The sequence below is a fragment of the Haloarchaeobius lipolyticus genome (assembly GCF_051208015.1).
Taxonomy (GTDB): Archaea; Halobacteriota; Halobacteria; order Halobacteriales; family Natrialbaceae; genus Haloarchaeobius.
Genome location: NZ_JBPKGF010000002.1, coordinates 991406 through 1016740 on the forward strand (window position 1 = coordinate 991406; position 25335 = coordinate 1016740).

Below are 25335 nucleotides of genomic sequence, written 5' to 3' on the forward strand. Positions count from 1 at the left end.
TGACGAACGTTCGGAGATTTTCAGTAACGTGTGGGGGAAGCGGGAGGTGGTGGTCTGATGCTACCGCTCCAGACCGAGCTCGGTGCCGTCGCGAACAGCATCAACTACGTGTGGATTCTCGTGGTGTCGTTCCTCATCTTCTTCATGCAGCCCGGCTTCGCGCTGCTGGAGGCAGGACAGGTACGGGCGAAGAACGTGGGTAACGTCCTGATGAAGAACATGACCGACTGGGCGCTCGGCGTCCTGGTCTACTTCCTCGTCGGTGCAGGCGTCGCCGGCATCGTCGGTGGACTCACCTCGAGTGGTGCGCTCGACGTCATGGGTGCGTTCGCCTACATCGGCGAGCCCGGTTCGACGGGCTGGATCGACTGGGTCTTCGGGGCGGTGTTCGCCATGACGGCGGCCACCATCGTCTCCGGCGCGGTCGCAGAGCGCATGGACTTCAAGGCGTACGTGGTGTTCGCGGCGGTCATCACGGGCGTCATCTACCCCGTCGTCCAGGGGCTGACCTGGTCCGGCGGCCTGCTCGCCGGCTCGGGCTACCTCGGCGCGGCGCTGGGCGTCGGCTACCTCGACTTCGCCGGAGCGACGGTCGTGCACATGGTCGGCGGCGTCGCCGGCCTCGTGGCCGCGAAGATGGTCGGCCCGCGCAAGGGCCGCTTCGACGAGAACGGCGACAGCCAGCCCATCCCGGGCCACTCGATGCTGCTCGCCGTGCTCGGCACGCTCATCCTGGCCTTCGGCTGGTACGGCTTCAACGTCGGCACGCAGGCGACGGTCCTCTCGGTCGCCGAGGACGGCTCCGTGGCGTTCATGGGCGCGGCACTCGGCCGCGTCGCACTCGTCACCACCCTCGGCATGGGTGCCGGCGCGGTCGCGGCGATGGTCGTCTCGACCTCGTGGCAGGGCAAGCCCGACCCGCTCTGGATGGCGAACGGGCTGCTCGCCGGCCTCGTCGCCGTCACGGGCGCGGTCCCCCACGTCACCTGGTGGGGCGGCCTCGTGCTCGGTGCACTCGGCGGCGCCATCGTGCTGCCGGCGTACCGCTTCACGGTCGACACGCTGAAGATCGACGACGTCTGCGGCGTCTTCGCGGTCCACGGGGCCGCGGGCGCGATCGGCACGGTGCTCATCCCGGTCTTCGGTGCGTCCAGCTCCGGCGTCGCCATCCTCGGTGACGGCTGGGCGTTCATGGGTGCGACCCAGCTGGCGATGCAGGTCGTCGGGGTCGCCCTCATCGCGCTGTGGACCATCGTCGCGACGGGCGTCACGTTCGCCGCACTCGACAGCGTGTTCGGTCTGCGCGTCTCCGAGGAGGAGGAGATCGCCGGCCTCGACGCTGGCGAACACGGCGTCTCGACGTACCCCGAGTTCGTCGGCGACAGCGGCCCCGACTCGGCCCGCGCGGTGCTGAGCACCGACGGCGGAAGCGGCGGTGTCCGCGCCGACGGCGGCACGACCGTCGAGTCCTCCGGGGGTGAGACCGATGACTGATGTCGAGGTCGTAGACAGCGACATCAAGATGGTCGTCGCGATAATACGGCCGGACCGGCTGACGGAGGTCAAACGGGCACTGGCCGCCGCTGGCGCACCGTCGCTGACCGTCACCGACGTCTCCGGCCGCGGCTCACAGCCCGCGAAGAAGAGCCAGTGGCGCGGCGAGGAGTACGTCGTCGACCTCCACCAGAAGGTCAAGGTCGAGTGCGTCGTCGCCGACGTCCCGGCCGAAGACGTGGTCACCGCCATCGCGGAGGCCGCGCACACCGGCGAGAAAGGTGACGGCAAGATATTCGTCCTCCCCGTCGCGTCGGCCTACCAGGTCCGCACCGGGAAGGAGGGGGTGGAAGCAGTGTAGGCCGCGGCTGACAGGGTGCCGCCCCCTGTCTCACCACCGACCACGCAACCTGTCAGGTCCTCCTGCCACCGCAGGCACGCCGCGGCGCCGGCCACGCGCGCCACGTCCGCCGCGGCACGATAGTCCTCTTTTCCGACACGACGAACGTCAGATTCTGTGGCAACATTTGTCCAGACAGTGCCCACAATATGACCTTATACAACACCCATTCGATTATAACCTGGACAGTCGCCAATATACGGAGACAATAGTAGACATTTGTAGTCCTTGTCTTTATGTGCTGCCATACCGTGACAGACTAACCGAAGCGAGAATGACGAAGTTCACGATATTCAGCCACTCAGCGGACGAACGTCCAGCAGATGTCGCGGAGACTACGGAGGGGAACAGATGGTCCTGACCCCGCTTCAGACCGACGTCGCCACCCTCGTCGAAGGCGTCAACCTCATGTGGGTGCTCGTCGTCACGTTCCTCATCTTCTTCATGCACGCCGGCTTCGCCATGCTCGAGGCGGGCCAGGTACGCTCGAAGAACGTCGCGAACCAGCTGACGAAGAACATGTTGACCTGGAGCGTCGGCGTGATGCTGTACTTCGCGGTGGGTGCGGGAATCTCCACGCTGGTGGGAGCCTACACCGGTCCCGGCACCAGTACGGTCGGTGAGGCGTTCAGTTACGTGAACGGCGGCTCGGCGGACTGGGTCAGCTGGCTGTTCGGGGCGGTGTTCGCCATGACGGCGGCCACCATCGTCTCCGGCGCGGTCGCGGGCCGCGCGAAGCTCCGGGCCTACGTCGGCTACACCGTCCTCCTCGCGGGCGTCATCTACCCCGTCGTAGTCGGCTTCACCTGGGGTGGCGGTATCCTCGCGGAACTCGGCTTCCACGACTTCGCTGGCGGCATGATCGTCCACGGGATGGGTGGCGTCGCCGGCCTCACCGCCGCCTGGGTCATCGGCCCCCGCCTCGGCCGCTACAACGACGACGGGAGCACGAACGTCATCCCGGGTCACTCCCTGACGTTCGCGGTCCTCGGGACGCTCATCCTGGCGTTCGGCTGGTACGGTTTCAACGTCGGAACCGCCTTCACCGTCTTCTCCCCGACGCAGGCCGCCGAAGGAACGCTCGAACTCGGCTCGTTCGCCTACGTCGGCCGCGTCGCGCTCGTGACCACCCTCGGCATGGCGTCCGGCGCCATCGGCGCGGCGCTCGTCTCGCTGTACAAGACGAGCAAGGTCGACACGCTGTACGTGGCGAACGGGCTGCTCGCCGGCCTCGTCGGCATCACGGGCATCGCCGACGCAATCGTCTGGCCCGGTGCCATCGCCGTCGGGCTCCTCGCCGGGGCACAGCTCCCGGTCGTCTTCGAGTTCGTCGAGAAGCGCCTGCGGATAGACGACGTCTGTGCGGTCTTCCCGGTCCACGGCTCGGCCGGTATCCTCGGCGCACTCGCGTTCCCGCTGGTCGCGATTCCGGGCGCAGAGGCCAGCTTCGTCGCTCAGTTCGCGGGCGTCGCACTCATCGTCGGCTGGACCGTCCTCGCGACGGGACTCGTCTTCGGCGGTGCGAAGTACCTCGGACAGGCTCGCGTCTCGGCGAGACACGAGCGCGAGGGTCTCGACGTCAGCGAACACGGCGTCGACACCTACCCCGAGTTCGGCCAGCCCGACCCCGTCACCGACGGCGGGATGGAGGTCGTCCGTGCAGACGGCGGCCGGCCCAACGCGGGCGGCATCAAGCTGGTCATGGCGTACATCCGTCCGGACAAGCTCGGCGACGTGAAGCAGTCGCTCGCCGCGGCAGGTGCACCCTCGCTGACGGTGACGAACGTCTCGGGTCGCGGGTCGCAGCCCGCGAAGAAGGGCCAGTGGCGCGGCGAGGAGTACGTCGTCGACCTCCACCAGAAGGTCAAGGTCGAGTGCGTCGTCGCGGACATCCCCGCCGAAGAGGTCGTCGAAGCCATCGCGGACGCGGCCCACACCGGCGAGAAGGGCGACGGCAAGGTGTTCGTCCTCCCGGTCGACTCGGCGAGACAGGTCCGCACCGGAAAGGTCGGCCCGGAAGCGGTCTAGACGCACGAACCTCCGGATTTTCGGGGTGTCAGCGGCGGAACCCGAGGGGAAAGCGGCTTTCCCGTCGGCGTGGTACTTTCTCACATGAGCTTCAGAGACAGGCGGGACGCCGGAGAGCGTCTCGCCAGCGTCCTCGACGACTGCGACGTCGACGCCGACGTCGTCGTCGCCGTCCCCCGCGGAGGTGTTCCGGTCGGCCGAATCGTCGCCGACGAGCTGGGCGTTCCGCTCGGCGTCGTCGTGGCGAAGAAGCTCGGCGCCCCGGGGAACAGCGAACTCGCCATCGGGGCGGTCGCCGCCGACGGGACCATCTGGCGCAACGAGAACCTCGTCCGTCGTCTCGGCGTCGACCCGGGCTACGTCGAGAGGGAACGGAAGCGGGTCGCCAGGGCGGCCAAGGAGAAAGCGACCCGGTACGCGCCGGACGGCCCGCTGGACCTCGCGGGCAAGCGGGTCCTCGTCGTCGACGACGGCGTCGCCACCGGGGCGACGATGTTCGCCTGCATCGAATCGTGTCGGAACGCGGGAGCGAAATCGGTCGCGGTCGGCATCCCGGTCGCCCCGCCGCACACGGTCGAGGAGCTCAAGCGGGTCGCAGACGACGTCTGCGCGGTCGAGACGCCGCCACACTTCGCCGCGGTCGGCCAGTTCTACGAGCGCTTCGAGCAGGTCTCCGACGAGGAAGCCATCGCCGCGCTCAAACCACCGCGTCGCGGAGCGCCCGGCGCTTGACCAGCGCGAAGCCGGCACAGATGACGAGGAATCCGAGGACGGTCCCCGCGGAGACGACCTCGTCCAGCCAGTACCAGCCGACGAGCGTCGCGAACACGGGTGCGACGTAGCCGACGAGGTTTATCTCGACCGGCCCGAGCCGGTCGAGCAGCCCGAAGTACAGCAGGTAGCCGACGGCACCGGCGGCGAGGACGAGGTAGCCGAAGGCGAACGCGACCCGTGAGGTGACGGCGACGGTCTGCGATTCGCCGGCTACGAGGCTGGCCACGTGGAGAAGCGGGCCACCGACGAGCATCATCCAGCCCTGCCGGGCGGCCACGCCGAGCTCCGGGTCCTCCCTGCGGAGGCCCACGGCGGCGAGTGCGAACGCGGCCGCGGACGCCAGGAGGAGTACGATACCGAGCGGGTCCGGCGCGTCGACCGCCATCGGCCCGGGAACGGCGAGGATGGCGGTGCCGACGAGTCCGAGGCAGACGCCGGCGACACGAGAGGGTGTGGGTCGGGCGGTATCGAGGAAGGCCGCGGCGAAGCCGACGCTCCAGATGGGGACGGTCGCGAGCACGACCGCGCCGACTGCACCCGAGACGCGGGCCTGACCGAGGAACAGCAGGCCGTTGTGGACGGCGACCATGCCGACGCCGCCGACGAGGACGCTCCGGGCGTCGGCGCTGCCCGGCAGGATACGCTGGCCACGAGCGAGCGCGTACGCCAGCACGACCACGCCGATGGCGTCGAACCGGAGCGCGGCCATGAGCAACGGCTCGACGCCGTCCCTCGCGGCGCGAATCGCCGGGTACGACGCACCCCAGAGTGCGGCGAGTGCGACGAACCCGAACAGGTTCTCGTGGCGTCTCACGGTTCGGCCGAGGAGAGGGTCGGCAATAGCAGTTGCGTGGTGTCAACGCTCAACATGATAGCCGGCGGGCCGTCGAGTTCGACGCCAGTGAGATAATCCTTTTAGGCCACCCACCGAACGCCCGCCCATGAACGAGGAGAACTCGCGGAACCTGTACGACCGGGCGCTGTCGGTCATGCCCGGCGGGGTCAACTCGGCGGTCCGCGCCGCCATCGAGCCGTACCCGTTCTTCGTCGAACGCGGCGACGGCGGCCACGTCATCGACGCCGACGGCAACCGCTACATCGACTGGGTGCAGGGGCTCGGCCCGCTCCTGCTCGGCCACGACCTTCCCCAGCCCGTCCAGTCCGCCGTCCAGAAGCACGCCAGCGCCGGGCCGATGTTCGGTGCACCGACCGAGATAGAGGTCGAACACGCCGAGTTCGTCACGCGACACGTCCCGAGCGTCGAGATGATCCGGTTCGTCAACTCGGGCACCGAGGCGACCGTCTCCGCGGTCCGTCTCGCCCGCGCCTACACCGGCCGCGACAAGGTGGTCGTCATGCAGGGCAGCTACCACGGCGCGAACGACTCGACCCTCGTCGAGGGCGAGGGCGGCGACCTCCACCCCTCGAGTCCAGGTATCCCGGATTCGTTCGCCGAGCACACCATCGCCGTCCCGTTCAACGACGCCGAAGCCGCACGCGAGGTCTTCGAGCGCCACGGCGACGACATCGCCTGCGTCCTCGTCGAACCCATCCTCGCCAACTACGGCATCGTCATGCCGGAGAACGGCTACCACGAGACCCTCTCGGACCTCTGCGAGGACAACGGCTCGCTGCTCGTCTTCGACGAGGTCATCACCGGGTTCCGCGTCGGCGGCCTCCAGTGCGCCCAGGGCAAGTTCGACATCGACCCGGACCTCACCACGTTCGGGAAGATCATCGGCGGGGGCTTCCCCGTCGGCGCTATCGGCGGCAAGGCCGACATCGTCCGCCACTTCACCCCCTCCGGCGACGTGTTCCAGGCGGGTACGTTCTCCGGCCACCCCGTGACGATGGCCGCCGGGCTCGAGACGCTGAAGTTCGCCGCCGAGAACGACGTCTACGACCACGTCAACCGCCTCGGAGACAGGCTCCGCCGCGGCCTCACCGAGGTCTGTGCCGAGGTCGCCCCCGAGTACACCGTCGTCGGCACCGACTCGTTGTTCAAGGTCATCTTCACCCGCGAGGGCCCGACCGACCGCGAGGGGCAGTGTGAAGCCGGCTGCCAGCAGGACCCCGGCTGCCCGCGCTACGACTACTGTCCGAAGAACGGCGCGGACGTCGCCCGGGCCGAGACCGACCGCTGGCGACGCCTGTTCTGGCCCCGCATGAAGGAACAGGGCGTCTTCCTCAGCCAGAACCAGTTCGAGGCCCAGTTCGTCTCCTACAGCCACACGGAGGAGGACGTCGACGAGACAATCGAGGCCTACCGCGAGGCGCTGTAGGCGGCGAAGAGCAGCGGCAGCCGACCGAATTCTCCGTATTCGCCGAATCGAAGCTCGAGAGCCGTCTTTCGCCCTCGTACTGGTGCTCTGTCGGTCGGTGAAGGACCTCGTCCATAAATCCCATGCCGCGATACCAAATCGGGCATGGCCTGAATCACTCGGCTCAGTATAGACGCCCTTCAGAGCGCCCATCGTGGTCGTCGACGGCGGAGTCGCAGGACTTCCGCTCTGTCTGCCGAGCGGGCTGCGGCCGACCAGCTGGATACGGCGTCGCGACCCCGGCGTCGAGCGCGCACCGACCCCTTGGAACAGTCCGAAAGTATTCACGTTCTACGACACGAGTACCAGACATGCCCAACCAGTGGGAGCTCGTCAGCGTCCTCGTCGCACTCGAGTTCGTCGTGCTCGGCGCGTTCGCCGTCCTGTTGTTTCCCCTCGAAAAGGTCGCGGGCGTCCTGCCACTGCTCGCGCTGTTCACCGTGGCGCTCGTCCTCTACTGGTACCCTGGGTCGACGTCGTGAACGGCGGGTGACGGCCCAGGTCAGGACTGCTTCAACCCCGTCACGTCACACGAGATACCGACCAGGCCGACCGGGAGGACAGTCCCGTCACGCCGCAAGATGCGATATTCGGGGTCGTACGACGCCTCGTCGGTGATCGCCGCCGCCAGTCCCCTCCGACGGCCGCACGGTGGTCGGGGTGCACCACCGCCTGCAGGTCCGCGATGGTCTCAAGTTCGTCGTCCTCAAGCGCACACCACGTGCAGCGTTCTCCCGAGAAGACCCCTCGTCGGTAGTGCGGTCCCAGATGACGCCGAAGTTGGCGCTCTCCGGGAGCAGCTCGGGACGTTTTTGTTAGTGATACTCGCGCGCACGAGCCGCGGTCCGAGCCTGTTCGACGTGGTACTGGATGGCGACCACCGGTATCCCGATCTGCGCCGACGGCTCGCCGCCCTTCTGCAGGCAGGTGGTTCGGGCGTAGTTCATCCGTGCCCGGCATCCAGGAGACGCGCGTGGACGGCCAACGACCCATTTGATATCGCATTATTCGGTTTATCGTCTGAGTGCCCCACCCCAACGGTGAACTGTACAGAGCGGCCAGAGACGGGGTCTCGAGTGCGCCAGACAGCCGAATTCGAGAACTATCGGGAGTCCACCAGTCCACGACGCGTCGAGGCGACGGTCTGACCCGAAACTGGAGGGCTTTTCACCCTCGGCCGCCGACTGCCGTCCATGCGAACACGCGGGACCATCCGACTCGCGACGCGAGGCTCCGACCTCGCGCTGCGACAGGCGGCCACGGTCCAGTCTGCCCTCGAGGACCAGCGCTACGAGGTAGAGCTGGTCACCGTCGAGACCGAGGGGGACAAGATACGTGACGAGTTGATACAGAATCTCGGGAAGACGGGTGCGTTCACCCGGACGCTCGACGAGAAGGTGCTCTCCGGCGACGTCGACGCGGCCGTCCACTCGATGAAGGACATGCCGACCGAGTTCCCCGACGACCTCGTCGTCGCGGCCGTTCCGGAACGCGGCCCGGCGAACGACGTGCTCGTGACGCCGGATGGCGGTTCCATCGACGACCTCGAACCCGGGAGCGTCGTCGGAACCTCGTCGCTTCGGCGCGGGGCACAGCTCCGCCACCACCGCGACGACATCGAGGTCGAGCCCATCCGCGGGAACGTCGACACCCGCATCGAGAAGGTGCTCGCCCCCGCTCTACAAGCCGAGCACGAGCGACGGAGCGAGGCCGACAAGGAGCGCAAGGGTGCGACCGGCGAGGACGACTTCGACCCCGAGTTCGACCAGAACGTCGACGAGTGGTTCGACGGCCTTCCCGAGATAGAGAAGCGAGCGCTGGGCCGCGAGATCGAAACCGAGTACGACGCGCTCGTGCTCGCAGAGGCCGGGCTCCGTCGCATCGGCCTCGACCACCACGTCGAGTTCGAGCCACTGCCGACCGACGGGTTCGTCCCGGCGGCCGGGCAGGGTGCACTGGCCGTGACTGCCCGCGACGGCGAGGTCGCAGAGGCGCTGTACGGCGTGCTCGACCATCCCCTGAGTCGCGTCGAGACGACGGTCGAGCGGACCGTCCTCTCGACGTTGAACGGTGGCTGTATCGCCCCTATCGGCGTCTACGGCCAGCTCCAGGGCGAGTACGTCCGGACGGCGGTCCAGGTGTTCCACCCGGAGGGCGACGGTGTCGTCCACGAACGACGGGACATTCCCGTCGAGACGCACCTGAAGGCCGCCACCGCGTTCGCCGAGGACCTCGCGGAGAAGGGCGCTGCGGAGTACGTCGCGGCGGCCCGCGACGATGAGTGACGCAGCGAAGTCGGGGGACGTCGCCGAGCAGGGGACGGTCTACCTCGTCGGAAGCGGCCCCGGCGACCCCGAGCTGCTGACGGTCAAGGCGACGCGGCTGCTCGACGAGGCCGACGTGGTCCTCCACGACAAGCTCCCCGGTCCGGAGATACTCGAGCTGATTCCCGCGGAGAAGCGCGAGGACGTCGGGAAACGTGCCGGGGGCGAGCGGACCCCACAGTCGGAGATAAACGCCCGGCTGGTCGAGCTCGCGCGCGAGGGGAAGTCGGTCGTACGGCTGAAAGGCGGCGACTCGTTCGTCTTCGGCCGCGGCGGCGAGGAGGCCGAGTACCTGGCCAAGCACGGAATCCCGTTCGAGTACGTCCCGGGTATCACCTCGGCCATCGCCGGGCCCGGAGTCGCCGGAATCCCCGTCACGCACCGCGACCACGCTTCCTCGGTCTCGTTCGTCACGGGTCACGAGGACCCGACGAAGCCTGAGTCGACGGTCGACTGGGAGGCGCTGGCGGCGACCGGCGGCACCATCGTCGTCCTGATGGGCGTCGGTAAACTGCCCGAATACACGCAGGCGCTCCGGGACGCCGGCATGGACCCCGAGACGCCGGTCGCACTGGTCGAACGGGCTACCTGGTCGGACATGCGGGTCGCGACCGGCACGCTCGACAGCATCGTCTCGGTCCGCGACGAGGAGGCCATCGAACCGCCCGCGATAACCGTCATCGGTGACGTCGCTGGCACCCGCGAAGCGGTGCTGGAGTTCCTCCGATGACGACGAGAGACACCACCGTCGCGGTCTTCCGCCCTGACGACGAACGGCTCGTCGACGCGGTGGAGCTGGTCGAGTCCCTCGGTGCGACGCCCGTCGCCGACCCGATGCTCGAGGTCCGCCCGACGGGCCTCGGCCCCCGGGAGGGCGCCGACTACACGGTCCTGACGAGCAAGACCGGTGCCGAACTCGCCCGTGCAGCCGACTGGCAGCCCGACGAGACGACCGTCTGCGCAATCGGTCCCTCGACGGCCGCGGCGCTCCGCGAGCAGGGCTACGAGGTCGACATGGTCCCCGACGAGTACACCTCGGCGGGGCTGGTCGCAATGCTCGCCGACGAAGTGGCGGACGCGACGGTCGAGGTCGCCCGGAGCGACCACGGTAGCGAGGTCCTCATCGACGGCCTCTGGGACGCGAACGCCTACGTCCACCAGACCGTCCTGTACGAACTCGTCCGACCTGCAGGTTCCGGAAAGTCGGTCGAACTCGCTGCCGCGGGTGACCTGGATGCAGCCGCGTTCACCTCCTCGCTCACCGTGCAGCACTTCGTCGAGGCAGCCGAGGAGCTGGGAGTCCGAGACGCGGCCATCGCCGGGCTGAACGACGCCGTCGTCGGCGTCATCGGTACCCCCACGAAGGAGACGGCCGAATCGTTCGGTATCGAGGTCGACGTGGTTCCCGAGAACGCGGACTTCGACGAGCTGGCGTGCGAGGTCGTCGAGGCGGCCGCGCCGACGTATCACGAGTGACGTATCTGGACGGACTTCTTTCACTGAAACAGCGAGTATGAACGCAGGCAAACCTGTCGCCCTCGTCACCGGCTGGCAGGTCACCGCCAGTCTCTGTTTCTACGCGCTGTTCGCCTCGACGGCCGTGCTGAGCGACGCGTTCGCCCTCTCGGGCTTCGCCGTCGGTCTGCTCGTCACCGGGGCGACGCTGGGCTACACCCTCGCGCTGTTTCCCGTGGGAGCTACCGTCGACGCGCTTGGCGAGAAACCCGTGATGGTCGGTGGGCTGCTCGCGCTCGCAGCGGGGGCGGCCGGCGTGGGGGTCGCCCCCTCGACGCCGCTTCTGTTCGCCGCCGCGGTGTGCCTCGGCGTCGCCTACGCGACCGCGATGCCCGCCACCAACCGGGCCATCGTCGCCAGCGTCCCGGCCTCCTACCGGGGACGGGCGATGGGGGTCAAACAGGTCGGCGTTACGGCGGGTAGCGGCCTCTCCGCCCTGCTCGTCGTCGGGCTCGCACCCCAGATCGCCACCTGGCACGCCGGATTCTTCGCCGCGGCAGCCATCGCAGTGGTCGTCGCCGGACTGTTCACACTCGCGTACGATGGCTCCCCGGGCGGTGACTGGGCGCTGCCGGACCTCGGCGGCCTCCGGGCGAACCGGGCCTACGTCGCACTCGTCTCGGCCGGGCTGTTCCTCGGCGCGGCGCTGTTCACCCTCGTCGGCTACACCACTCTGTTCCTCACCGACGGGGTCGGCGCGTCGGTCGCCCTGGCCGGCCTCGGCTTCGCCGCGATGCAGGTCTCGGGGAGTCTGGGGCGTGTCGTCGCCGGTGGACTGGCGGACCGACTCGACGACGGGAACCACGCCCGCGCGAGTGCGACGGTGATGCTCGGACAGGTCGGCCTCGGTATCGGCTTGCTGGTGGTGCTCGCGACCGCCGACCTCGGCGTCGTCGCCGCACTCGTGGTCGTCGTCCTGCTCGGCGCGACGGTGCTGGGCTTCACCGGTCTGTTCTACGGCTGCATGACCGCCATCGTCCCGGACGACGAGGTAGGTGCGGCCACTGCGGGCGGGCAGACCGCTCTAAATTCGGGAGCCCTCGTCGCGCCGCCGGCCTTCGGCTGGCTGGTGGACGCGGCCTCGTTCGGGATGGGCTGGTCGCTTCTCGCGGGGTGTGTCGCGGTCGGAACAGGGTTGCTGGCGGTGGTTCGGCGGACGGTCGGCAGGGACTGACTGGCCGGCGACCACCTCCGCGACGACTCGCTCGATGATGGGCACCTCGGTGACGACTCGCTCGACGGCGACTCGATAGCGACAGATACCGCCGTCAACACCTGTTCATCGTACGAAAGAGGCCGTTTCAGCACGTTTCGGAGAGCGTTGGGTAATCTGGTCGAGAGTACCGAATGAACCGCATGCTGCGATATGAAATCTACACTGCGCAGCTATCGCTGGCCGTCGTCGAACAGGGAAAGAATGCCGCTTTCGTACTTTCAGGCGGTCTGCAGACGATTCAGCACGACGAACTCCTCACTCCACCCCGCCGACACCCGACGACGCCTCCGGCAGGTCGTACGGCGTCGCGTCCAGCCCGAGCTCCTCCAGCGCCGCGGCGAGGTGTTCGTCCTTCGCGTAGTCGGCCCCGTCCTCCTCGCGGATGCGCTGTGTCGTCGCCAGCACCTCAGCGCGGCGGTCGTCCGGAACGTCGTACTTGTCGGCCGAGAGCTCGATGACGAGGCCGTTGTTGTCCTGCGTGTAGATGGAGTGGAAGATGCCCCGGTCGAAGACGTTGTACGGGTGGCCAGCCTCGTCGAGCGCCTCCATGACCGCCTCGTACCGCTCCGGGGCGACGCTGAAACAGAGGTGGTGGACGCCGCCGACGCCGGTTCGCACGCCCCGCGACGAGGGCCGGTCGTCGCTGACGAAGAATGTGAGGATGCGGCCGTCACCGGTGTCGAAGAACAGGTGCGTCTGCGAAGGATCGTCGAGGTTCGGCTGGCGCAACACGAGGCGCATCCCGAGCAGGTCCCGGTAGAACGCGAGCGTGTCTTCCTCGTTGCTCCCCCAGATGGTGACGTGGTCGGTGCCGGTCGTCCGGAAGGCGCTGTCCGGGAACTCGGCGCTGACGGGTGCAGAGTCGTCTGTCGGCATGAGCGAAGATACGGGAGCCGTGCGGAAAAGCGCTCGCGGGCGTGGACGACACCGGGTGACGGGCGTGTCCCCTGCCGACGACGACGGTCGCCTCGTGCCCCCATTCGCCCGGCCACGCAACCGAGGCTTTATCCCGCATACCGACCCAACCACCGACGAATGTCCGCCAGCGCCCCCGTTCCAGAACTCGCCGACCGCGCCGCCGCGTGCGCCGAGCGGCTCCGCGCCGCAGACGAGGTCCTGCTCTGCTCGCACATCGACGCCGACGGCCTGACGAGCGCGGGGGTCGCCGCGCAGGCGCTCGAACGCGCCGGCATCCCGTTCGAGGTGAACTTCGAGAAACAGCTCGACGCGGAGTCGGTCGCGGCCATCGCGGAGACGGACTACGAGACGGTTCTGTTCACCGACTTCGGGAGCGGCCAGCTGGACGTCATCGCACCGCACGAGGAGCGCGGCGACTTCACGCCGGTCATCGCGGACCACCACCAGCCCGCCGACGCCGAGACCGAGTTCCACCTGAACCCGCTGCTGTTCGGCATCGACGGCGGCTCGGAACTCTCTGGGGCGGGCGCGGCGTACGTCCTCGCGCGGGCGCTTGAGGCCGACGGCGACAACAAGGACCTGGCGGCGCTGACCATCGTGGGGGCCGTCGGCGACATGCAGGACACCGACGGCGAACTCCACGGGGCGAACGCGGCCATCGTCGAAGACGGCGTTGCTGCCGGGGTCGTCGAGGCCGGGACCGACCTCGCGGTGTACGGCAAGCAGACACGAGAACTGCCGAAGCTGCTCGAGTACGCCTCTGACGTCTACATCCCTGGTATCACGAACGACCGGAACGGAGCCGTCTCGTTCCTCAACGAACTCGACGTCGAGTGCAGGACTGGCGACGACTGGAAGCGCTGGGTAGACCTGACCGCCGACGAGAAACAGACCATCGCGAGCGCGCTGGTCCAGAAAGCCGTAAAGAGCGGGGTACCCGCCGACCGCATCGACGGGCTGGTCGGGACGACCTACACCCTGACGGCGGAGCCAGCGGGGACGGAGTTGCGGGACGCCAGCGAGTTCTCGACACTGCTCAACGCGACGGCGAGATACGACCGGGCGGACGTGGGGCTCGCGGTCTGTCTCGGCGAGCGCGAGGGGGCACTGACGGCGGCCCGTGAACTGCTCCGGAACCACCGACGGAACCTCTCGGAAGGACTCCAGTTCGTCAAGAACGAGGGCACCACGAAGGAGGAACACGTCCAGTGGTTCCACGCCGACGACCGCATCCGCGAGACCATCGTCGGCATCGTCGCCGGGATGGCGCTGGGCGCGTCGGGTATCGACCGGAGCAAGCCGATCCTCGCGTTCGCCAACGAGAGCGCCGAGGAGGTGAAGGTCAGTTCGCGCGGAACGGGGGCACTCGTCCGGAAGGGGCTCGACCTCTCCGTCGTGATGCGCGAGGCGTCGAACGCGGTCGGCGGCGACGGCGGGGGGCACGTCGTCGCCGCCGGCGCGACGATTCCGCGCGGGAGAGAAGCGGAGTTCGTCGCGGAATGCGACAGGATAGTCGGCGAGCAGCTGGGCGAGTAAGGTCGGCGAAACGACGAGGCTGACTCCTACTCGTAGAACCGCTCCGGGACGTGCTGCCGGAACCGGGGCGGGACGGCACGGGCGAGGCTCGACCAGACCGCAGCCAGCCGTTTTCGCAGTACGACGTAGCCCGCGCTGACCGCGACCGTCACGACGACGAGCGGCGGGACCGGCTCGGGAAGGGTGAGCGCCGGCAGCCCCATCGCACCGGCGAGTGCGAGGTCACGGGGTGAGCCGTCGTACGGGACGAGCCGCCGCGGTTTCAGCCACCGCTTGTGGTAGTGACTGTAGACGGCTTTCTCGGAGCGGGCCTCCCACGGTCGCAGTTCGAGTCCGCCGCCGTACAGGTCCATCACCGGGTGGAGCGCGAAGGCGACGAAGAACGTCGCGAGCGCCAGCGTCCACGTCGAGGGGAACGCCAGGGCGAGCGCGACCGCGAACCCGGCCGGAACCCAGCCCATGACCGGGTAGTGAAGCGTCTCTCGGTGTCCAGCGTAGATGTCAAGGTCCGGGAGGACGCTCCCGGTGACCGCCGCCATCACCAGTGGTGTCGGGTCGCCACCGCTGACCCGTACCACGAGCGTCGCGAGCAAGAGGCCCGCGAGCGCGTGCGTCATGGCCATCATCGGTGGCCGTGGTACGACACGGAGGTATACAAACTTGTCCCGCCGGTGTTTTTCCCGGGGAACGCGTACCATCCACTATGAGACGAGTGACACTCGTGACGCGAGCGATGCAGGTGTCGCTCGTCGGGATGTTCGTTCTCGGGCTGACGCTCAGGAACGTGAGCGTCGTCGTCAATTCGCTGGGTGCGCTCGGAGTCACGCTCCTACCCGCGGTGCTCGAACGCGACTTCCGTATCGAACTCGACCCGCATTTCACCGTCTACCTCGCCGTCGCCGTCTCGCTTCACGCCCTCGGGATGTTCGGCTTCTACGACGCAGTCTGGTGGTGGGACCACATGACGCACACGCTGTCCGCGACCGTCGTCGCGGTCATCGGCTACACGACCGTGATGGCCATCGACGCCCACAGCGACAGGCTCTACCTCCCGCCACGGTTCGTCACCCTGTTCGTCCTCGCGTTCACGCTCGCGATGGGCGTCTTCTGGGAGGTACTCGAGTTCGTCCTGCGCGAGGTTGCCATCGCGGTCGATCTCGACCCGGTTCTCATCCTCTACGGCGTCGAAGATACGATGTACGACCTCGTGTTCGACCTCGCCGGGGCGCTCGTCGTCTCGCTGTTCGGGTCGAAAACCGTCAGAGAACAGAGCGAAGCCGTCGCGGCGTGGCTCGATAGACGGCAGCGAGCCAGATGAGCGGCCAGTAGCACGCGAGAGTCGGCGCCGGCGTGGCCGCTAGTCGCGCCACGCGGCGATGTTCTCCTCGCGGAGTTCGCCCTTTGCCTGCCATTCGCGGGGGCGACAGGCGACGACCGCGGCTGCGAGGTACAACAGCGAGACGAGGGCCGTTACCACGGTACCGGGAATCGAACCGATGTCGGCCGACGCGGGCCAGCTGGCCTGGGACGGAACGACGACGACTCGCGCGATCCAGGCTGCACCCAGGATCGTGAACAACGGGAGGTAGACCCGGCGGAGCCGGTGCGCCATCGCCTCCTCGAAGGAGACCTTGATGACGGGGCGGCGGTAGTCCTCGCTGAGGCGGCGCCGCCACTCCATGTCGAGGACGTCCGACGAAGGGTCCAGCCCCTTCGCGAAGACGTTCTCCTGCAGCATTCGGACGCGGGAGCGCCAGATGTCGTAGCCGCGGTACCGGCGCGACTCCATCACCAGGAAGGCGGTCAGCATCACGCCCGCGATGAGGATGAGGTAGTGCGGGCGGTCGGGGCTGGCGAACGCGAAGGTGAGGATGGCCGCCATGGTCGTCACCGCCCAGTTGGTCGTCCGGTCCAGGCGCTCTCGCCAGAACTTCATCCGGTGGATCTCGCCACGGTAGAGATGCGCGAGCGACGAACTGGGCCCCATCTCCGCCTCCAGCAGCCCGCTGCCGATGTCGCGGGCTTCCGCGCTCTCGGGGTCGAACCGGGAGCCGGCCCGCGTCGTTCCGCCAGCCGGGGAACCGACGGTGGATCGGTCGGTTACCGACCGGTCGGTCGTCGGCTGGTCGTCCATCGTCCGCTCGTCGGACGAGGCGCCGGGCTGCCGTTCGTCTGCCGACGATTCACCCGTCATCGCCTCACTGTTCGCTCGCCTCGGCGGGCGCCCGCTCGTCGTACTTCGTGCGGAACTCGCCGATGAGGCTTCCCATCTTCGCGTACCAGTCGTTGAGCATACGCTGCATGTCGTCGGCGATCTGGTCCGGGTCGACGGGATGGTAGACGTGGTAGTAGCCACCCTGGTCGTAGTTGACTTGCTCCTGCTGGACGAAGCCGGTCTGCTGCAGGCGCTTGATTGCGCGGTAGGCGGTCGACCGTTCCCGGTCGACGCGGTCCGCGACCTCGTCGACGGTCAACGGCTCGGCGCTCTCGACGAGTGCCGAGAACACCTGCTTGTCGAGCTCCTTGAGTCCGTGGATGCACTCCAGCAAGCCCTCGCACTCCATGTCCTGCTGCAGGTACTCTCGCATCGAGTTAGCCATGTCTGTTCCGTGGTACGCACCTCAGCGGTAAAAAGCCTTGTTCGATTCGTGCAACACTGTGAATTACTGTGTCTCGAAGGGGGAGGAGACGGTAGGCGCGAGTACCCTGCTGTCAGTCGCCCGCGGCGGCAGTCTCGCTCCCTTCGCCGGATTCCGACCGCCAGTAGCCCTGGGCGTAGGCGCCGAGGAACATACCCAGAATCCCGTACAGGATGGTGACGTTCCCGACGCCGAGGCTGGCGTAGGCCGCGCCCGGACAGATGCCGGAGATTCCCCAACCGACGCCGAAGATGGCGCCACCGGCGAGGACGTTGCTGTCGTAATCCTTGAGTCGCCGGGTGTAGGCGTCGCCGGTCAGGGGCGCTCGACGGCCGGACCTGCTCATCGTCCAGAAGGCGATGCCGGCGACGACCGACGCGCCGCCCATGACGAACAGCAGGCCGAAGTCCTCCAGCAGGAGGAAGTCGAGGACGACCTCCGGCTGGGCCATCTCGCTCACGGCGAGGCCGACGCCGAAGACGAGGCCGCCGAGCAGGACGAGGCCGTAGAAGGCGGCCCCGCGTTCCTGGTTCGCGCTCATGCGCCACCTCCGAGGACCGCGAGCACGTTGGCGGTCCCGATGGCGATGACGACGAAGGTCGCGACGTTCACGAGGGAGGTCTCGGAGAGCGATCCGACGCCACAGACGCCGTGGCCGGACGTACAGCCCTTGCCGACGCGGGTACCGATGCCGACGAGGAAGCCGCCGACGAGCAGTCGCCACGGGGCGACCTCGGTGGTGAACCAGTCGCCGCCGGTCGCGAGGGTATAGCCGAACGCGCCGAGCACGATACCGAGCGTGAACACGACGCGCCAGTCGCGCGTGCTCGTGAACCGGAACTGCTGGAATCGGGAGAGGCTCGAGGCGTAGGACCAGGTCGATTCGAGGAACGTGCTCGCCCCGGCGATGATGCCGGTTCCGAGGTAGATGACGACGGTGCCCAGGCCGATGAGCAGGCCGCCGAGCAGGTAGTGGTCGATGCCGTTCGGGAACAGTGTCTCCATCATTGGTGAATCAGGTCCTCCGTCGTCGCTGGGTTCGAATCCGCCGTCATTGGTGAATCAGGTCCTCCGTCGTCGCTGGGTTCGAATCCGCCGTCATTGGTGAATCAGGTCCTCCGTCATCCTTGGGTCAGGTCCTCCTGGCTCGCGGCGCAGTTGTTGGGGCCGAGTTCGAGCTCGAACGCCTCCTCGTCGTCGGTCTCGCGGACGCCGCGGTTCGTGTCGATGATGTCCTCGTAGTTCGAGGGTCGCTCGGGCATGTCCGAGAGGACGAACTCGACGAACTCGTCGCGGTCCATCGAGAGCGCACCCATCCGGTCGAACAGGTGCCCGAGCGTGTCGGTGTAGGTGCCGTCAGCCGCAGGCGTCGCGCTGTCGCTGACGTGGCCGGGTGCGACGACGATGTCGGTCGGCAGTTCGCGAAGTTCCTGCAACGAGTCGTAGAGCTGGCCGGCCGCCTCTGGAGCGCCCTCGTCTCCCGATTCGAGGTCGGGCCGGGCGACGCTCTCGACGAACAGGAAGTCCCCCGTGAACAGGGCCGAGTCGTCGAGCGCGTAGCTCGTCATGCCAGAAGTGTGTCCGGGCGCGTGCTTTACGGTCACGGTTGCGGAACCGACTGCAAGCTCGTCGCCGTCCTCGAGGACACGGCTGGGAGTGAAACCGGTACCGCGGTCGAGCGCGGGCTTCGGGTAGGCGAGCGTCGCGTCGGTCTCCTCGGCCAGTTTCCGTGCGCCGCTGACGTGGTCCGCGTGGATGTGGGTGTCCATCGTGTAGCGGATATCGGCACCGCGAGACTCGGCGTCAGCGACGTACCGCTCGGTGAACTCGCGGAGCGGGTCGACGACCGCAGCCTCGCCGTCGGAGACGACCATGTACGAGAGACAGCCGCTGGAAGGCCGCAGATACTGGAGGACGGTCGCGTCGGTGTCGAACGAGAGCTCGGTGGCACGGTAGACGCGCGCCCACTCGTTCATCCCACCCGCGAGGTTGACCGCGTCGACGCCCGCCTCGACGAGCAGTTCGGCGACCATCTCGCTCGAGCCGCCCTTCGCACAGACGACCACGACCGGTTCACCATCGGGGACCTGCTCGAGCAACTCGTCCGTCACGCCGTCGAGGAAGTCGAAGTAAGGGACGTTCGCGACGGTGACGTCGTCGCCAGAGATGTGCCACTGCTCGTACTCGTCCGTGGCCCGGACGTCGAGGATGGTCACCTCTTCGTCGCCGTCGACCTGTTCGTACAGCTGTTCCGGGTCGATGCTACCGACGGTGTCGTCCGGTTCGGCGGACGCGTTGTCGCTCATGGGTACTCGAGGCTACCGGATGGCTGGACATAAGCGTTTTGCTGGTCTTTCGCAATACGCACAATACTAAATGTGGCGGTGGGCCTCCTTGACCCGCCAAATCAGGCACTTAGAGCTGTGTAACAGAACTATCCTCGTAGACACTCAACCAACACGGCGCCAACCAGCGCCAGATATTTATTGTAGTGCCCAATATTGTGCAGTACACACAACAATGAACGACTCCATCGAACCTACCGAGACACTCGACGTGAAAGGCGAGAACTGCCCGATGCCCGTCGTCAAGACGAAGCAGGCTATCGACGACCTCGAACCGGGCGACGTCCTGGAAGTCGTCGCGACGGACTCCGGCAGCATGAGCGACATGCCCGGCTGGGCCGACACGACCGACGGCGTCGAGCTGCTCGACCAGGAGGAGGGCGACGGCGTCTACACCCACTACGTCCGGAAGACGGAGTGAGTCCCATGAGCACCGAGACATCCGCAGACGAGTCCGACTCGGCCGCTGGACAGGCCGACGGGTCCACTCAGACGAGAGCGGACCTTCACGCGCGTATCGACGAACTGGAGACCGAGCTCGCCGAGCTGAAAGAGGAGGTGGTCGACGACCAGCAGAAGATGGTCATCATCGCCACGAAGGGCACCCTCGACATGGCGTACCCCCCGCTCATCCTGGCGAGCACGGCGGCCGCGTTCGGCTGGGACGTGACCGTCTTTCACACGTTCTGGGGGCTGGACATCCTGCACGAGGAACACTCCGAAAACCTCGGCCTCAGCGCTGTCGGCAACCCGAACATGCCGATGCCGAACGCGGTCGCCGCCCTTCCGGGCATGGACCGCATGGCGACGAAGATGATGGAGAAGAAGATCGCCGACAACGACACCGCGACCATCGACGAGCTGCTGCAGACCGGCCTCGACATGGGCGTCGAGTTCCAGGCCTGTCAGATGACCATCGACCTGATGGGCTACGACGAGGACGACTTCCGCGACGGCGTCACGGTCGGCGTCGGGGCGGCCAGCGCACTGAGCGAGATGACGGATGCGGACGTCCAGCTGCTGGTCTGAAACGGGAATCTACAGCTTCTCCGAGAGGGTCCCGTTCCCGAAGCCGCCGAGGGTGACGTACGCGAGAATCGCGTGGACCACGAGCGCCACGAGCAGCAGCCAGCGGTTCGCTATGGGCTCGTTGTACCAGAAGACGTCGACCGACCACGGTTTCTCGAACAGCGGCCAGAACGGCTGGACCGGGTCCGCGATATCCGGTGCCGACAGCATATCGGCGAAGATGTGGCTCAGGCCGCCCCAGAGCAGGGCGAACGCGGTGAAGAGGAACAGCTGCGTCCGCGATGCGGAGTGGTGTTCACTGTCGGTCCACGCCCGCTGGAGCGTCCCCCGGAACACCGTCGAGATGATGGCACCCGCGACGAGGGCGACGGCGAGGACGAACACTACGGTGTGAGTCACGCCGTGGTGCTCGACCGGAACGACCAGCTGCAAGTAGAGGTCCGAATCCGGGAGCATCGCCGTCGTCAGTGCAAGGGCGATGAATGCGATGCTACGTCTGCCGTTCCAGACCAGCCAGGCGGGGGCGGCCCAGAGCAGCGCCATTCCGAAGTGACCCATCACGTCGACCATGTCATCGGGTTCGGTTCGTGTCGGGAAAGACAGCGAGCCTATCTACGTTCGGGCGAGTGGGCTCAACCGAGCGTGAGTTCGCCGGCGAGTCGCGGGAAGACGGTCTTCCCGAAGTGGACCACGAGTACGACGACGAGCGGGCCGAGAAACAGTCCGTACCAGCCGAACACCATCGTCCCGAGGACGTACCCGAGCAGGATCAGCCCCATGTGGATACCGCTCCGGGCGGCGAGTAACGACCGGACGAAGAAGTCCGGGATGGTGTCGACGAGCAGGGCCGCCACCGCGAGGAAGACGAGCGGGTACCACATGGGAATCGACCCGGCCAGCGCGGCGAAGACGAGGTAGCCCGCGTAGGGAAGGTAGACGAGCTTCATGCCGATGACGGGTATCAGCATACCCATCCCCGTCAGCAGCCCCAGCAGGATGGGTATCGTCACGATGTCCGGTCCGGGGACGACGAGGTTCAACAGCAGGTAGGTCACCGTCGCGATGCCTGCGGAGACCGCGACGACGGCCAGATTACCGAAGAACACCGTCTCGAGGTCGTCGTCGACGGACTCGACGAGGTCTCTCGTCCGGTCGTCGAGTTCCACAGACCCGAGGAACCACGCCCGAAGCTTGTGGTCGTCGCGGAGGAGATAGAAGAGGAACACGCTGATGAGGAACAGCCTGGAGAGGACCGCGAAGACGACGGTGGCAGCACCGAGCGCCGGCTTCAGCGCCGACCGGGCCGTGGCCATCACGGAGGACGAGGTCTTCCCCTGAGCGACCTGCCAGAGGGCTTCGAGGTGGCCGTGTTTCGCCAGTCCGATGTACGGCTGTAACGAATTACGGTACCCCTCCATCGACGAACCCGAGAGCACCGTGTTCAGCTCCTGCAGCCCGAGCAAGAGCCCGTACCCGAGGACCGCGACCATGGGGAGGAGGACGACCAGCACGGTGGCGACGACCTGCAGGTTCGAGTGCTCGACGTGGTCGTCGAGTCGGCGGTGCAGCGGACGGGTCGCGTAGTAGAGGAATAGCGCGGTCACCACCGACCCGATGTAGTCGAACAGGGCGAACGCGACGACCGAGACGAGGACGAATCCGGCGGCGAGCCAGACGAACGCGTCGGTCTCTCGGTCTACGAGCAGTTCCATACACGAACGAGGAGTCGAAGCAGGAAAAACGACCGACCCAGATGTGTGCCCCCGGAACCTGCGAATCAGCCCGTCCTCACAGTCTGCCGAACTGTCGATACCGGACCATACTCGGAATCGACCTGGCGAAGTCGACGACGCTGTCCCAACCGGCCTGACCGACGAGGGCTACGACTCGCTGACCCGGCCGACTCGGGCTCCCTGCGGCTGCCCGTGCCATACGAGCCGAGCGTTCTCTGCTGGTGTGAGTCAGCTTGGGTGAGCGCCCACCAACCTCATTTCATATCGCAGTATCCAGTTTATTCACTGCAGCTAGTGCCTGCCGAGAACAGCCGAGAAGAGCGACGAGAGAGTATATAGACCGCTCCCGGGTCCGAAATAGTGCATCGAGACGAACGCGCTGTAGGGTAGCAGCTCGTGGCGGCACGAAACGTGCACCCGGATATTTCCGTGAATGCGTTCGCTGCCGGGAACGAACGGGCGCAGTCTACAGGGTGGAGATCGAGTGGTCCACTACGACGCCGGTCACTCGGAGGAACGAGCGTCGTGCCCACGGTCGAGACAACGACCAACCGGTTCGGCACGGCGACGCGTGGGCTCTGCCAACTGCAATCGGGACTCACCCCACGGAGAGACCACTATCGTCACAGACTCCGGGCCTGATCCTGGTTACCGCGCCGTGTGCATCCATGACTCGTCGTCGGTACCTGTCGAATCGTTTCGTCAGCATCGTACCGCTACCGTATCGGGATTCCACCGTATCGAGCACTGACTCGGCTGACCGAACGCGTTCGGCTCAGAACCGAACCCAATTAGATGAATCGTATTTCAGGATATAGAATAGCCATAGCTCACCGACAGCTGCAACCTCAACCAGAACACGATGTCGGCTCTCAAATACACATTCATCTTCACTCCGCTTGCGAAAACCCACCAATTCTTGTCGGGTATCGAATAAGCAGAGATAACCGTCCAGCGAACCTCTCGATAGAGAGTTAGATGGATATCTCAGAGATTCTCTCGACGAAATTCACCGAATTCGACATCGGGACGCCGTTGTCGAAGGTGGCAGGCGCGTTCGAGAACCGACAGCTCGATGCGGTCGTGGTCACCGACGGCGACGAGTATCGCGGTGTCGTCAGCCGACGGCAGCTGGCCTCCTCGTCCAACCAGCCATCGGCGAAGGTCGGTACACAGGCACAGCACGTTCCGACCGTCGACCGGACCGAGGACGTCCGCGAGGTCGCGCGGCTCATGCTCGGGAGCGACGCCAAGACCCTTCCCGTTCTCAAAGACGACCGGGTCGTCGGTGTCGTCACGGCCGACGCAGTCCTGCGAGCGGTGAGTCCGTATCTCGATGCCGTCACCGTCGACGACGCGTACACGTCGAAACTGATCAGCGCGACCCCGGAGACCACGGTCGGACAGGCACTGAATACGTTCCGGGAAGCACGCATCGCACACCTTCCGGTCATCGACGAGGGCTCTCTCGCGGGCATGCTGAGCCTGTACGACGTCATCGACTTCACCACGCGAGGTGGCAGAAAGAGTCAGGGCGCGGCGACGGGCAGAGGCGGCCGTGGCGGCAGGGGTGGCCGAACGGGCGGCGGCCACGGCGGCTCCGGATCCCGTGGTGGCGAGAGCGACCGACTGCTCGACCTTCCCGTCCGAAACCTGATGACCGACGCCGTCGCGACCGTCAAGCGGAGTGCACCGCTCGATACCGCCGTCGAGGCCATGTTCGACCGGGAGATATCCTCGCTCGTCGTCACGAGCGACGAGACGGACGAACCGATCGGTATCGTCACGAAGACGGACGTCATCGAAGCGCTCACCTGGGAACGCGAGGACAGGCAGGCCGTACAGGTGTTCGGTCTCGACCTGCTCGACGGGATGGACTACGACGACGTCGTCGCGTTGCTCGAGAGCGTAACCTCGAAGTACGGCGATATGCGGGTCATCAAGGCCAGCATCGAACTCAACGAGCACAAAGAACAGAGCCGTGGTGTGCCGCTGGTGCTCGCACGGATCCGGCTGGTCACCGACCGTGGCTACTTCACCGCCGAGGGGGAGGGCTACGGCGCGACCCACGCACTTCGTCTCGCTGCGAACGGCGTCGAGCGACAGGTACTCAAAGGGAAGACGTACGGTCACTCGAAGAAGCACCGCGATACCGAGAGGCAGGAACCGCTCTACGGCTGGTGGCTCGGCGGGTGAACCGGGCCAGGTGAGACGGTGAAGATAGCCCGTGAGGTCGACTGGGAGGAGTCACCTCACGGGTGAACCGATTCATTTCTCGAACGACGGCTGCGACTCCCGGAGGAACCGGTCGAGTTCCTCTTCGATGAGCGTGGACACGCGCTCGCTGTATCGCCAGAGAGCCGCGTTGATTCGCTCTTCGGTCTCGTCGTCGATGCCGTCGGCCCCTTGCAGGACCGAATCGCTCGTTATCTGGGGATGGTACACGCAGACGACGCCCACCGACCGGTCCGAACTGGTGGGTCCGCCCGTGTGGATACCATACTGGTCCGTCCCCCAGACCCCGTCCCCTCCCTGTCGTTCCATCGCCGAGTCGAGCGCGTCGAGGACCCGAAGCTCCTCCGCGGTCAGGAGGGGTGTGTCACCTTCGAAGAGTTCGGTGTATGCCCGCGTCCGAGCTCGTTGCGTCCAATCCTCGAGGCGGGAGCGAGCCTGTACGACGAGCTGTCGTTCGTCTAATAAATCGGTCATGCTACTAGGAGGGCCCTCAGCCCAATCAACGTTCGTGTAACTTCACAATGCAATGAAGCGTCCGGCTACCGTTCACGAATGGCGCTCGGTAGAAGTGTCAGTAGGCTACGTTAAGCACGTAGACGCCCCATAGTACGTCATGGCAACCATCGTTTACCAGGGTACGGACGACGTCGTCTCTACAGACGTCGACGACGACGACCTGCACTACCGCGAAGACCACTGGCAGATTCACCACGGTGACGACCAGTACACCTACATCCCGCGAGAACGGGTCTACACCGTGAAGATGACGGACCCGCACGCCATCGACGAAGTCGGGAACTGAATCTCTCCCGAGCGCCGGTCGAGTGC

General features: G+C 66.7%; 28 protein-coding genes. 16 read left to right on the forward strand and 12 right to left on the reverse strand.

What is annotated here, in order from left to right; translation table 11 throughout:
* Positions 1-57 precede the first annotated feature (57 nt).
* The 4 genes from ACSC1Y_RS08020 to ACSC1Y_RS08035 all read left to right on the forward strand — a co-directional run bounded on the left by ACSC1Y_RS08020 (position 58) and on the right by ACSC1Y_RS08035 (position 4654).
* The gene (locus ACSC1Y_RS08020; RefSeq protein ID WP_435334240.1) at positions 58-1494 is read left to right on the forward strand and encodes an ammonium transporter; all 1437 of its coding nucleotides are present in this window, start codon (positions 58-60) and stop codon (positions 1492-1494) included.
* Positions 1487-1855, forward strand: a complete 369-nt coding sequence (glnK1, locus tag ACSC1Y_RS08025; protein ID WP_435334242.1) for a nitrogen regulatory protein GlnK1 — start codon at positions 1487-1489, stop codon at positions 1853-1855. The genes ACSC1Y_RS08020 and glnK1 overlap by 8 nt, the downstream gene beginning before the upstream one ends.
* A gap of 390 nt (positions 1856-2245) precedes the next feature.
* On the forward strand, positions 2246-3922 hold the full coding sequence (locus ACSC1Y_RS08030) for an ammonium transporter (protein ID WP_435334243.1): 1677 nt from the start codon (positions 2246-2248) through the stop codon (positions 3920-3922).
* An 84-nt stretch (positions 3923-4006) separates the two neighbouring features.
* On the forward strand, positions 4007-4654 hold the full coding sequence (locus tag ACSC1Y_RS08035) for a phosphoribosyltransferase (RefSeq protein WP_435334244.1): 648 nt from the start codon (positions 4007-4009) through the stop codon (positions 4652-4654).
* On the opposite strand, the gene ACSC1Y_RS08040 is transcribed toward ACSC1Y_RS08035, so the two are convergent.
* On the reverse strand, positions 4620-5510 hold the full coding sequence (locus ACSC1Y_RS08040; RefSeq protein WP_435334245.1) for a DMT family transporter: 891 nt from the start codon (positions 5508-5510) through the stop codon (positions 4620-4622). The two genes, ACSC1Y_RS08035 and ACSC1Y_RS08040, sit on opposite strands and share 35 nt — an antisense overlap.
* Before the next feature lie 127 nt (positions 5511-5637).
* Between ACSC1Y_RS08040 and hemL the strand changes: the two genes are divergently transcribed.
* Positions 5638-6978 (forward strand): glutamate-1-semialdehyde 2,1-aminomutase, encoded by a 1341-nt coding sequence (hemL, locus tag ACSC1Y_RS08045; RefSeq protein ID WP_435334246.1) that lies wholly within the window; start codon positions 5638-5640, stop codon positions 6976-6978.
* Between the two features lie 350 nt (positions 6979-7328).
* Positions 7329-7499, forward strand: coding sequence for a hypothetical protein (locus ACSC1Y_RS08050; protein ID WP_435334247.1), 171 nt, complete (start codon positions 7329-7331; stop codon positions 7497-7499).
* 333 nt (positions 7500-7832) lie between these two features.
* On the opposite strand, the gene ACSC1Y_RS08055 is transcribed toward ACSC1Y_RS08050, so the two are convergent.
* Positions 7833-7964: a hypothetical protein gene (locus ACSC1Y_RS08055; protein ID WP_435334248.1), complete on the reverse strand. Its 132-nt coding sequence runs from the start codon at positions 7962-7964 to the stop codon at positions 7833-7835.
* A 246-nt stretch (positions 7965-8210) separates the two neighbouring features.
* Between ACSC1Y_RS08055 and hemC the strand changes: the two genes are divergently transcribed.
* The 4 genes from hemC to ACSC1Y_RS08075 are packed head-to-tail and all read left to right on the forward strand — an operon-like array spanning position 8211 to position 12030.
* Positions 8211-9302: a hydroxymethylbilane synthase gene (gene hemC / locus ACSC1Y_RS08060; RefSeq protein ID WP_435334249.1), complete on the forward strand. Its 1092-nt coding sequence runs from the start codon at positions 8211-8213 to the stop codon at positions 9300-9302.
* On the forward strand, positions 9295-10071 hold the full coding sequence (gene cobA, locus ACSC1Y_RS08065; RefSeq protein ID WP_435334250.1) for a uroporphyrinogen-III C-methyltransferase: 777 nt from the start codon (positions 9295-9297) through the stop codon (positions 10069-10071). Before hemC ends, cobA begins: the two co-directional genes overlap by 8 nt.
* Positions 10068-10817 carry a uroporphyrinogen-III synthase gene (locus tag ACSC1Y_RS08070; protein WP_435334251.1) on the forward strand — a complete coding sequence of 250 codons (750 nt, stop codon included), beginning with the start codon at positions 10068-10070 and terminating at the stop codon, positions 10815-10817. Before cobA ends, ACSC1Y_RS08070 begins: the two co-directional genes overlap by 4 nt.
* A gap of 37 nt (positions 10818-10854) precedes the next feature.
* Positions 10855-12030, forward strand: a complete 1176-nt coding sequence (locus ACSC1Y_RS08075) for an MFS transporter (RefSeq protein WP_435334252.1) — start codon at positions 10855-10857, stop codon at positions 12028-12030.
* A gap of 297 nt (positions 12031-12327) precedes the next feature.
* On the opposite strand, the gene ACSC1Y_RS08080 is transcribed toward ACSC1Y_RS08075, so the two are convergent.
* A complete protein-coding gene (locus tag ACSC1Y_RS08080) occupies positions 12328-12948 on the reverse strand; it encodes a VOC family protein (protein ID WP_435334254.1) in 621 nt (206 codons plus the stop codon).
* A gap of 159 nt (positions 12949-13107) precedes the next feature.
* Here ACSC1Y_RS08080 and recJ point away from each other — a divergent pair, with 159 nt between their 5' ends.
* Entirely contained in the window at positions 13108-14526 is a 1419-nt protein-coding gene (gene recJ / locus ACSC1Y_RS08085) for a RecJ family nuclease (RefSeq protein WP_435334255.1), read from the forward strand.
* A gap of 26 nt (positions 14527-14552) precedes the next feature.
* Here recJ and ACSC1Y_RS08090 read toward each other — a convergent pair whose 3' ends face one another.
* Positions 14553-15152 carry a metal-dependent hydrolase gene (locus ACSC1Y_RS08090; RefSeq protein WP_435334256.1) on the reverse strand — a complete coding sequence of 200 codons (600 nt, stop codon included), beginning with the start codon at positions 15150-15152 and terminating at the stop codon, positions 14553-14555.
* 77 nt (positions 15153-15229) lie between these two features.
* On the opposite strand from ACSC1Y_RS08090, the gene ACSC1Y_RS08095 reads away from it, so the two are divergent.
* Positions 15230-15844, forward strand: coding sequence for a DUF2238 domain-containing protein (locus tag ACSC1Y_RS08095; protein WP_435334257.1), 615 nt, complete (start codon positions 15230-15232; stop codon positions 15842-15844).
* Between the two features lie 39 nt (positions 15845-15883).
* On the opposite strand, the gene ACSC1Y_RS08100 is transcribed toward ACSC1Y_RS08095, so the two are convergent.
* The 5 genes from ACSC1Y_RS08100 to ACSC1Y_RS08120 all read right to left on the reverse strand — a co-directional run bounded on the left by ACSC1Y_RS08100 (position 15884) and on the right by ACSC1Y_RS08120 (position 19471).
* Positions 15884-16720, reverse strand: a complete 837-nt coding sequence (locus ACSC1Y_RS08100) for a DUF2270 domain-containing protein (protein WP_435334258.1) — start codon at positions 16718-16720, stop codon at positions 15884-15886.
* Between the two features lie 4 nt (positions 16721-16724).
* Complete coding sequence (locus tag ACSC1Y_RS08105) at positions 16725-17126, reverse strand: helix-turn-helix domain-containing protein (protein WP_435334259.1); 402 nt, start codon at positions 17124-17126, stop codon at positions 16725-16727.
* A gap of 112 nt (positions 17127-17238) precedes the next feature.
* The gene (locus ACSC1Y_RS08110) at positions 17239-17706 is read right to left on the reverse strand and encodes a DUF6691 family protein (RefSeq protein ID WP_435334260.1); all 468 of its coding nucleotides are present in this window, start codon (positions 17704-17706) and stop codon (positions 17239-17241) included.
* Positions 17703-18173, reverse strand: a complete 471-nt coding sequence (locus ACSC1Y_RS08115) for a YeeE/YedE family protein (RefSeq protein WP_435334261.1) — start codon at positions 18171-18173, stop codon at positions 17703-17705. The genes ACSC1Y_RS08110 and ACSC1Y_RS08115 overlap by 4 nt, the downstream gene beginning before the upstream one ends.
* A 113-nt stretch (positions 18174-18286) precedes the next feature.
* A complete protein-coding gene (locus ACSC1Y_RS08120) occupies positions 18287-19471 on the reverse strand; it encodes an MBL fold metallo-hydrolase (protein ID WP_435334262.1) in 1185 nt (394 codons plus the stop codon).
* A gap of 214 nt (positions 19472-19685) precedes the next feature.
* Here ACSC1Y_RS08120 and ACSC1Y_RS08125 point away from each other — a divergent pair, with 214 nt between their 5' ends.
* On the forward strand, positions 19686-19931 hold the full coding sequence (locus ACSC1Y_RS08125; protein ID WP_435334263.1) for a sulfurtransferase TusA family protein: 246 nt from the start codon (positions 19686-19688) through the stop codon (positions 19929-19931).
* A 5-nt stretch (positions 19932-19936) separates the two neighbouring features.
* Positions 19937-20539, forward strand: a complete 603-nt coding sequence (locus ACSC1Y_RS08130; RefSeq protein ID WP_435334265.1) for a DsrE/DsrF/DrsH-like family protein — start codon at positions 19937-19939, stop codon at positions 20537-20539.
* A gap of 9 nt (positions 20540-20548) precedes the next feature.
* Here the strand turns inward: ACSC1Y_RS08130 and ACSC1Y_RS08135 are convergent, their stop codons facing one another.
* Positions 20549-21109 carry a metal-dependent hydrolase gene (locus tag ACSC1Y_RS08135; RefSeq protein ID WP_435334266.1) on the reverse strand — a complete coding sequence of 187 codons (561 nt, stop codon included), beginning with the start codon at positions 21107-21109 and terminating at the stop codon, positions 20549-20551.
* Between the two features lie 62 nt (positions 21110-21171).
* Positions 21172-22251: an AI-2E family transporter gene (locus ACSC1Y_RS08140; RefSeq protein WP_435334267.1), complete on the reverse strand. Its 1080-nt coding sequence runs from the start codon at positions 22249-22251 to the stop codon at positions 21172-21174.
* A gap of 999 nt (positions 22252-23250) precedes the next feature.
* Here ACSC1Y_RS08140 and ACSC1Y_RS08145 point away from each other — a divergent pair.
* A complete protein-coding gene (locus ACSC1Y_RS08145) occupies positions 23251-24468 on the forward strand; it encodes a CBS domain-containing protein (protein WP_435334268.1) in 1218 nt (405 codons plus the stop codon).
* 72 nt (positions 24469-24540) lie between these two features.
* Here ACSC1Y_RS08145 and ACSC1Y_RS08150 read toward each other — a convergent pair whose 3' ends face one another.
* On the reverse strand, positions 24541-24981 hold the full coding sequence (locus ACSC1Y_RS08150; RefSeq protein WP_435334269.1) for a DUF7539 family protein: 441 nt from the start codon (positions 24979-24981) through the stop codon (positions 24541-24543).
* 139 nt (positions 24982-25120) lie between these two features.
* On the opposite strand from ACSC1Y_RS08150, the gene ACSC1Y_RS08155 reads away from it, so the two are divergent.
* A complete protein-coding gene (locus tag ACSC1Y_RS08155; RefSeq protein ID WP_435334271.1) occupies positions 25121-25309 on the forward strand; it encodes a hypothetical protein in 189 nt (62 codons plus the stop codon).
* The last annotated feature ends 26 nt before the right edge of the window (positions 25310-25335 follow it).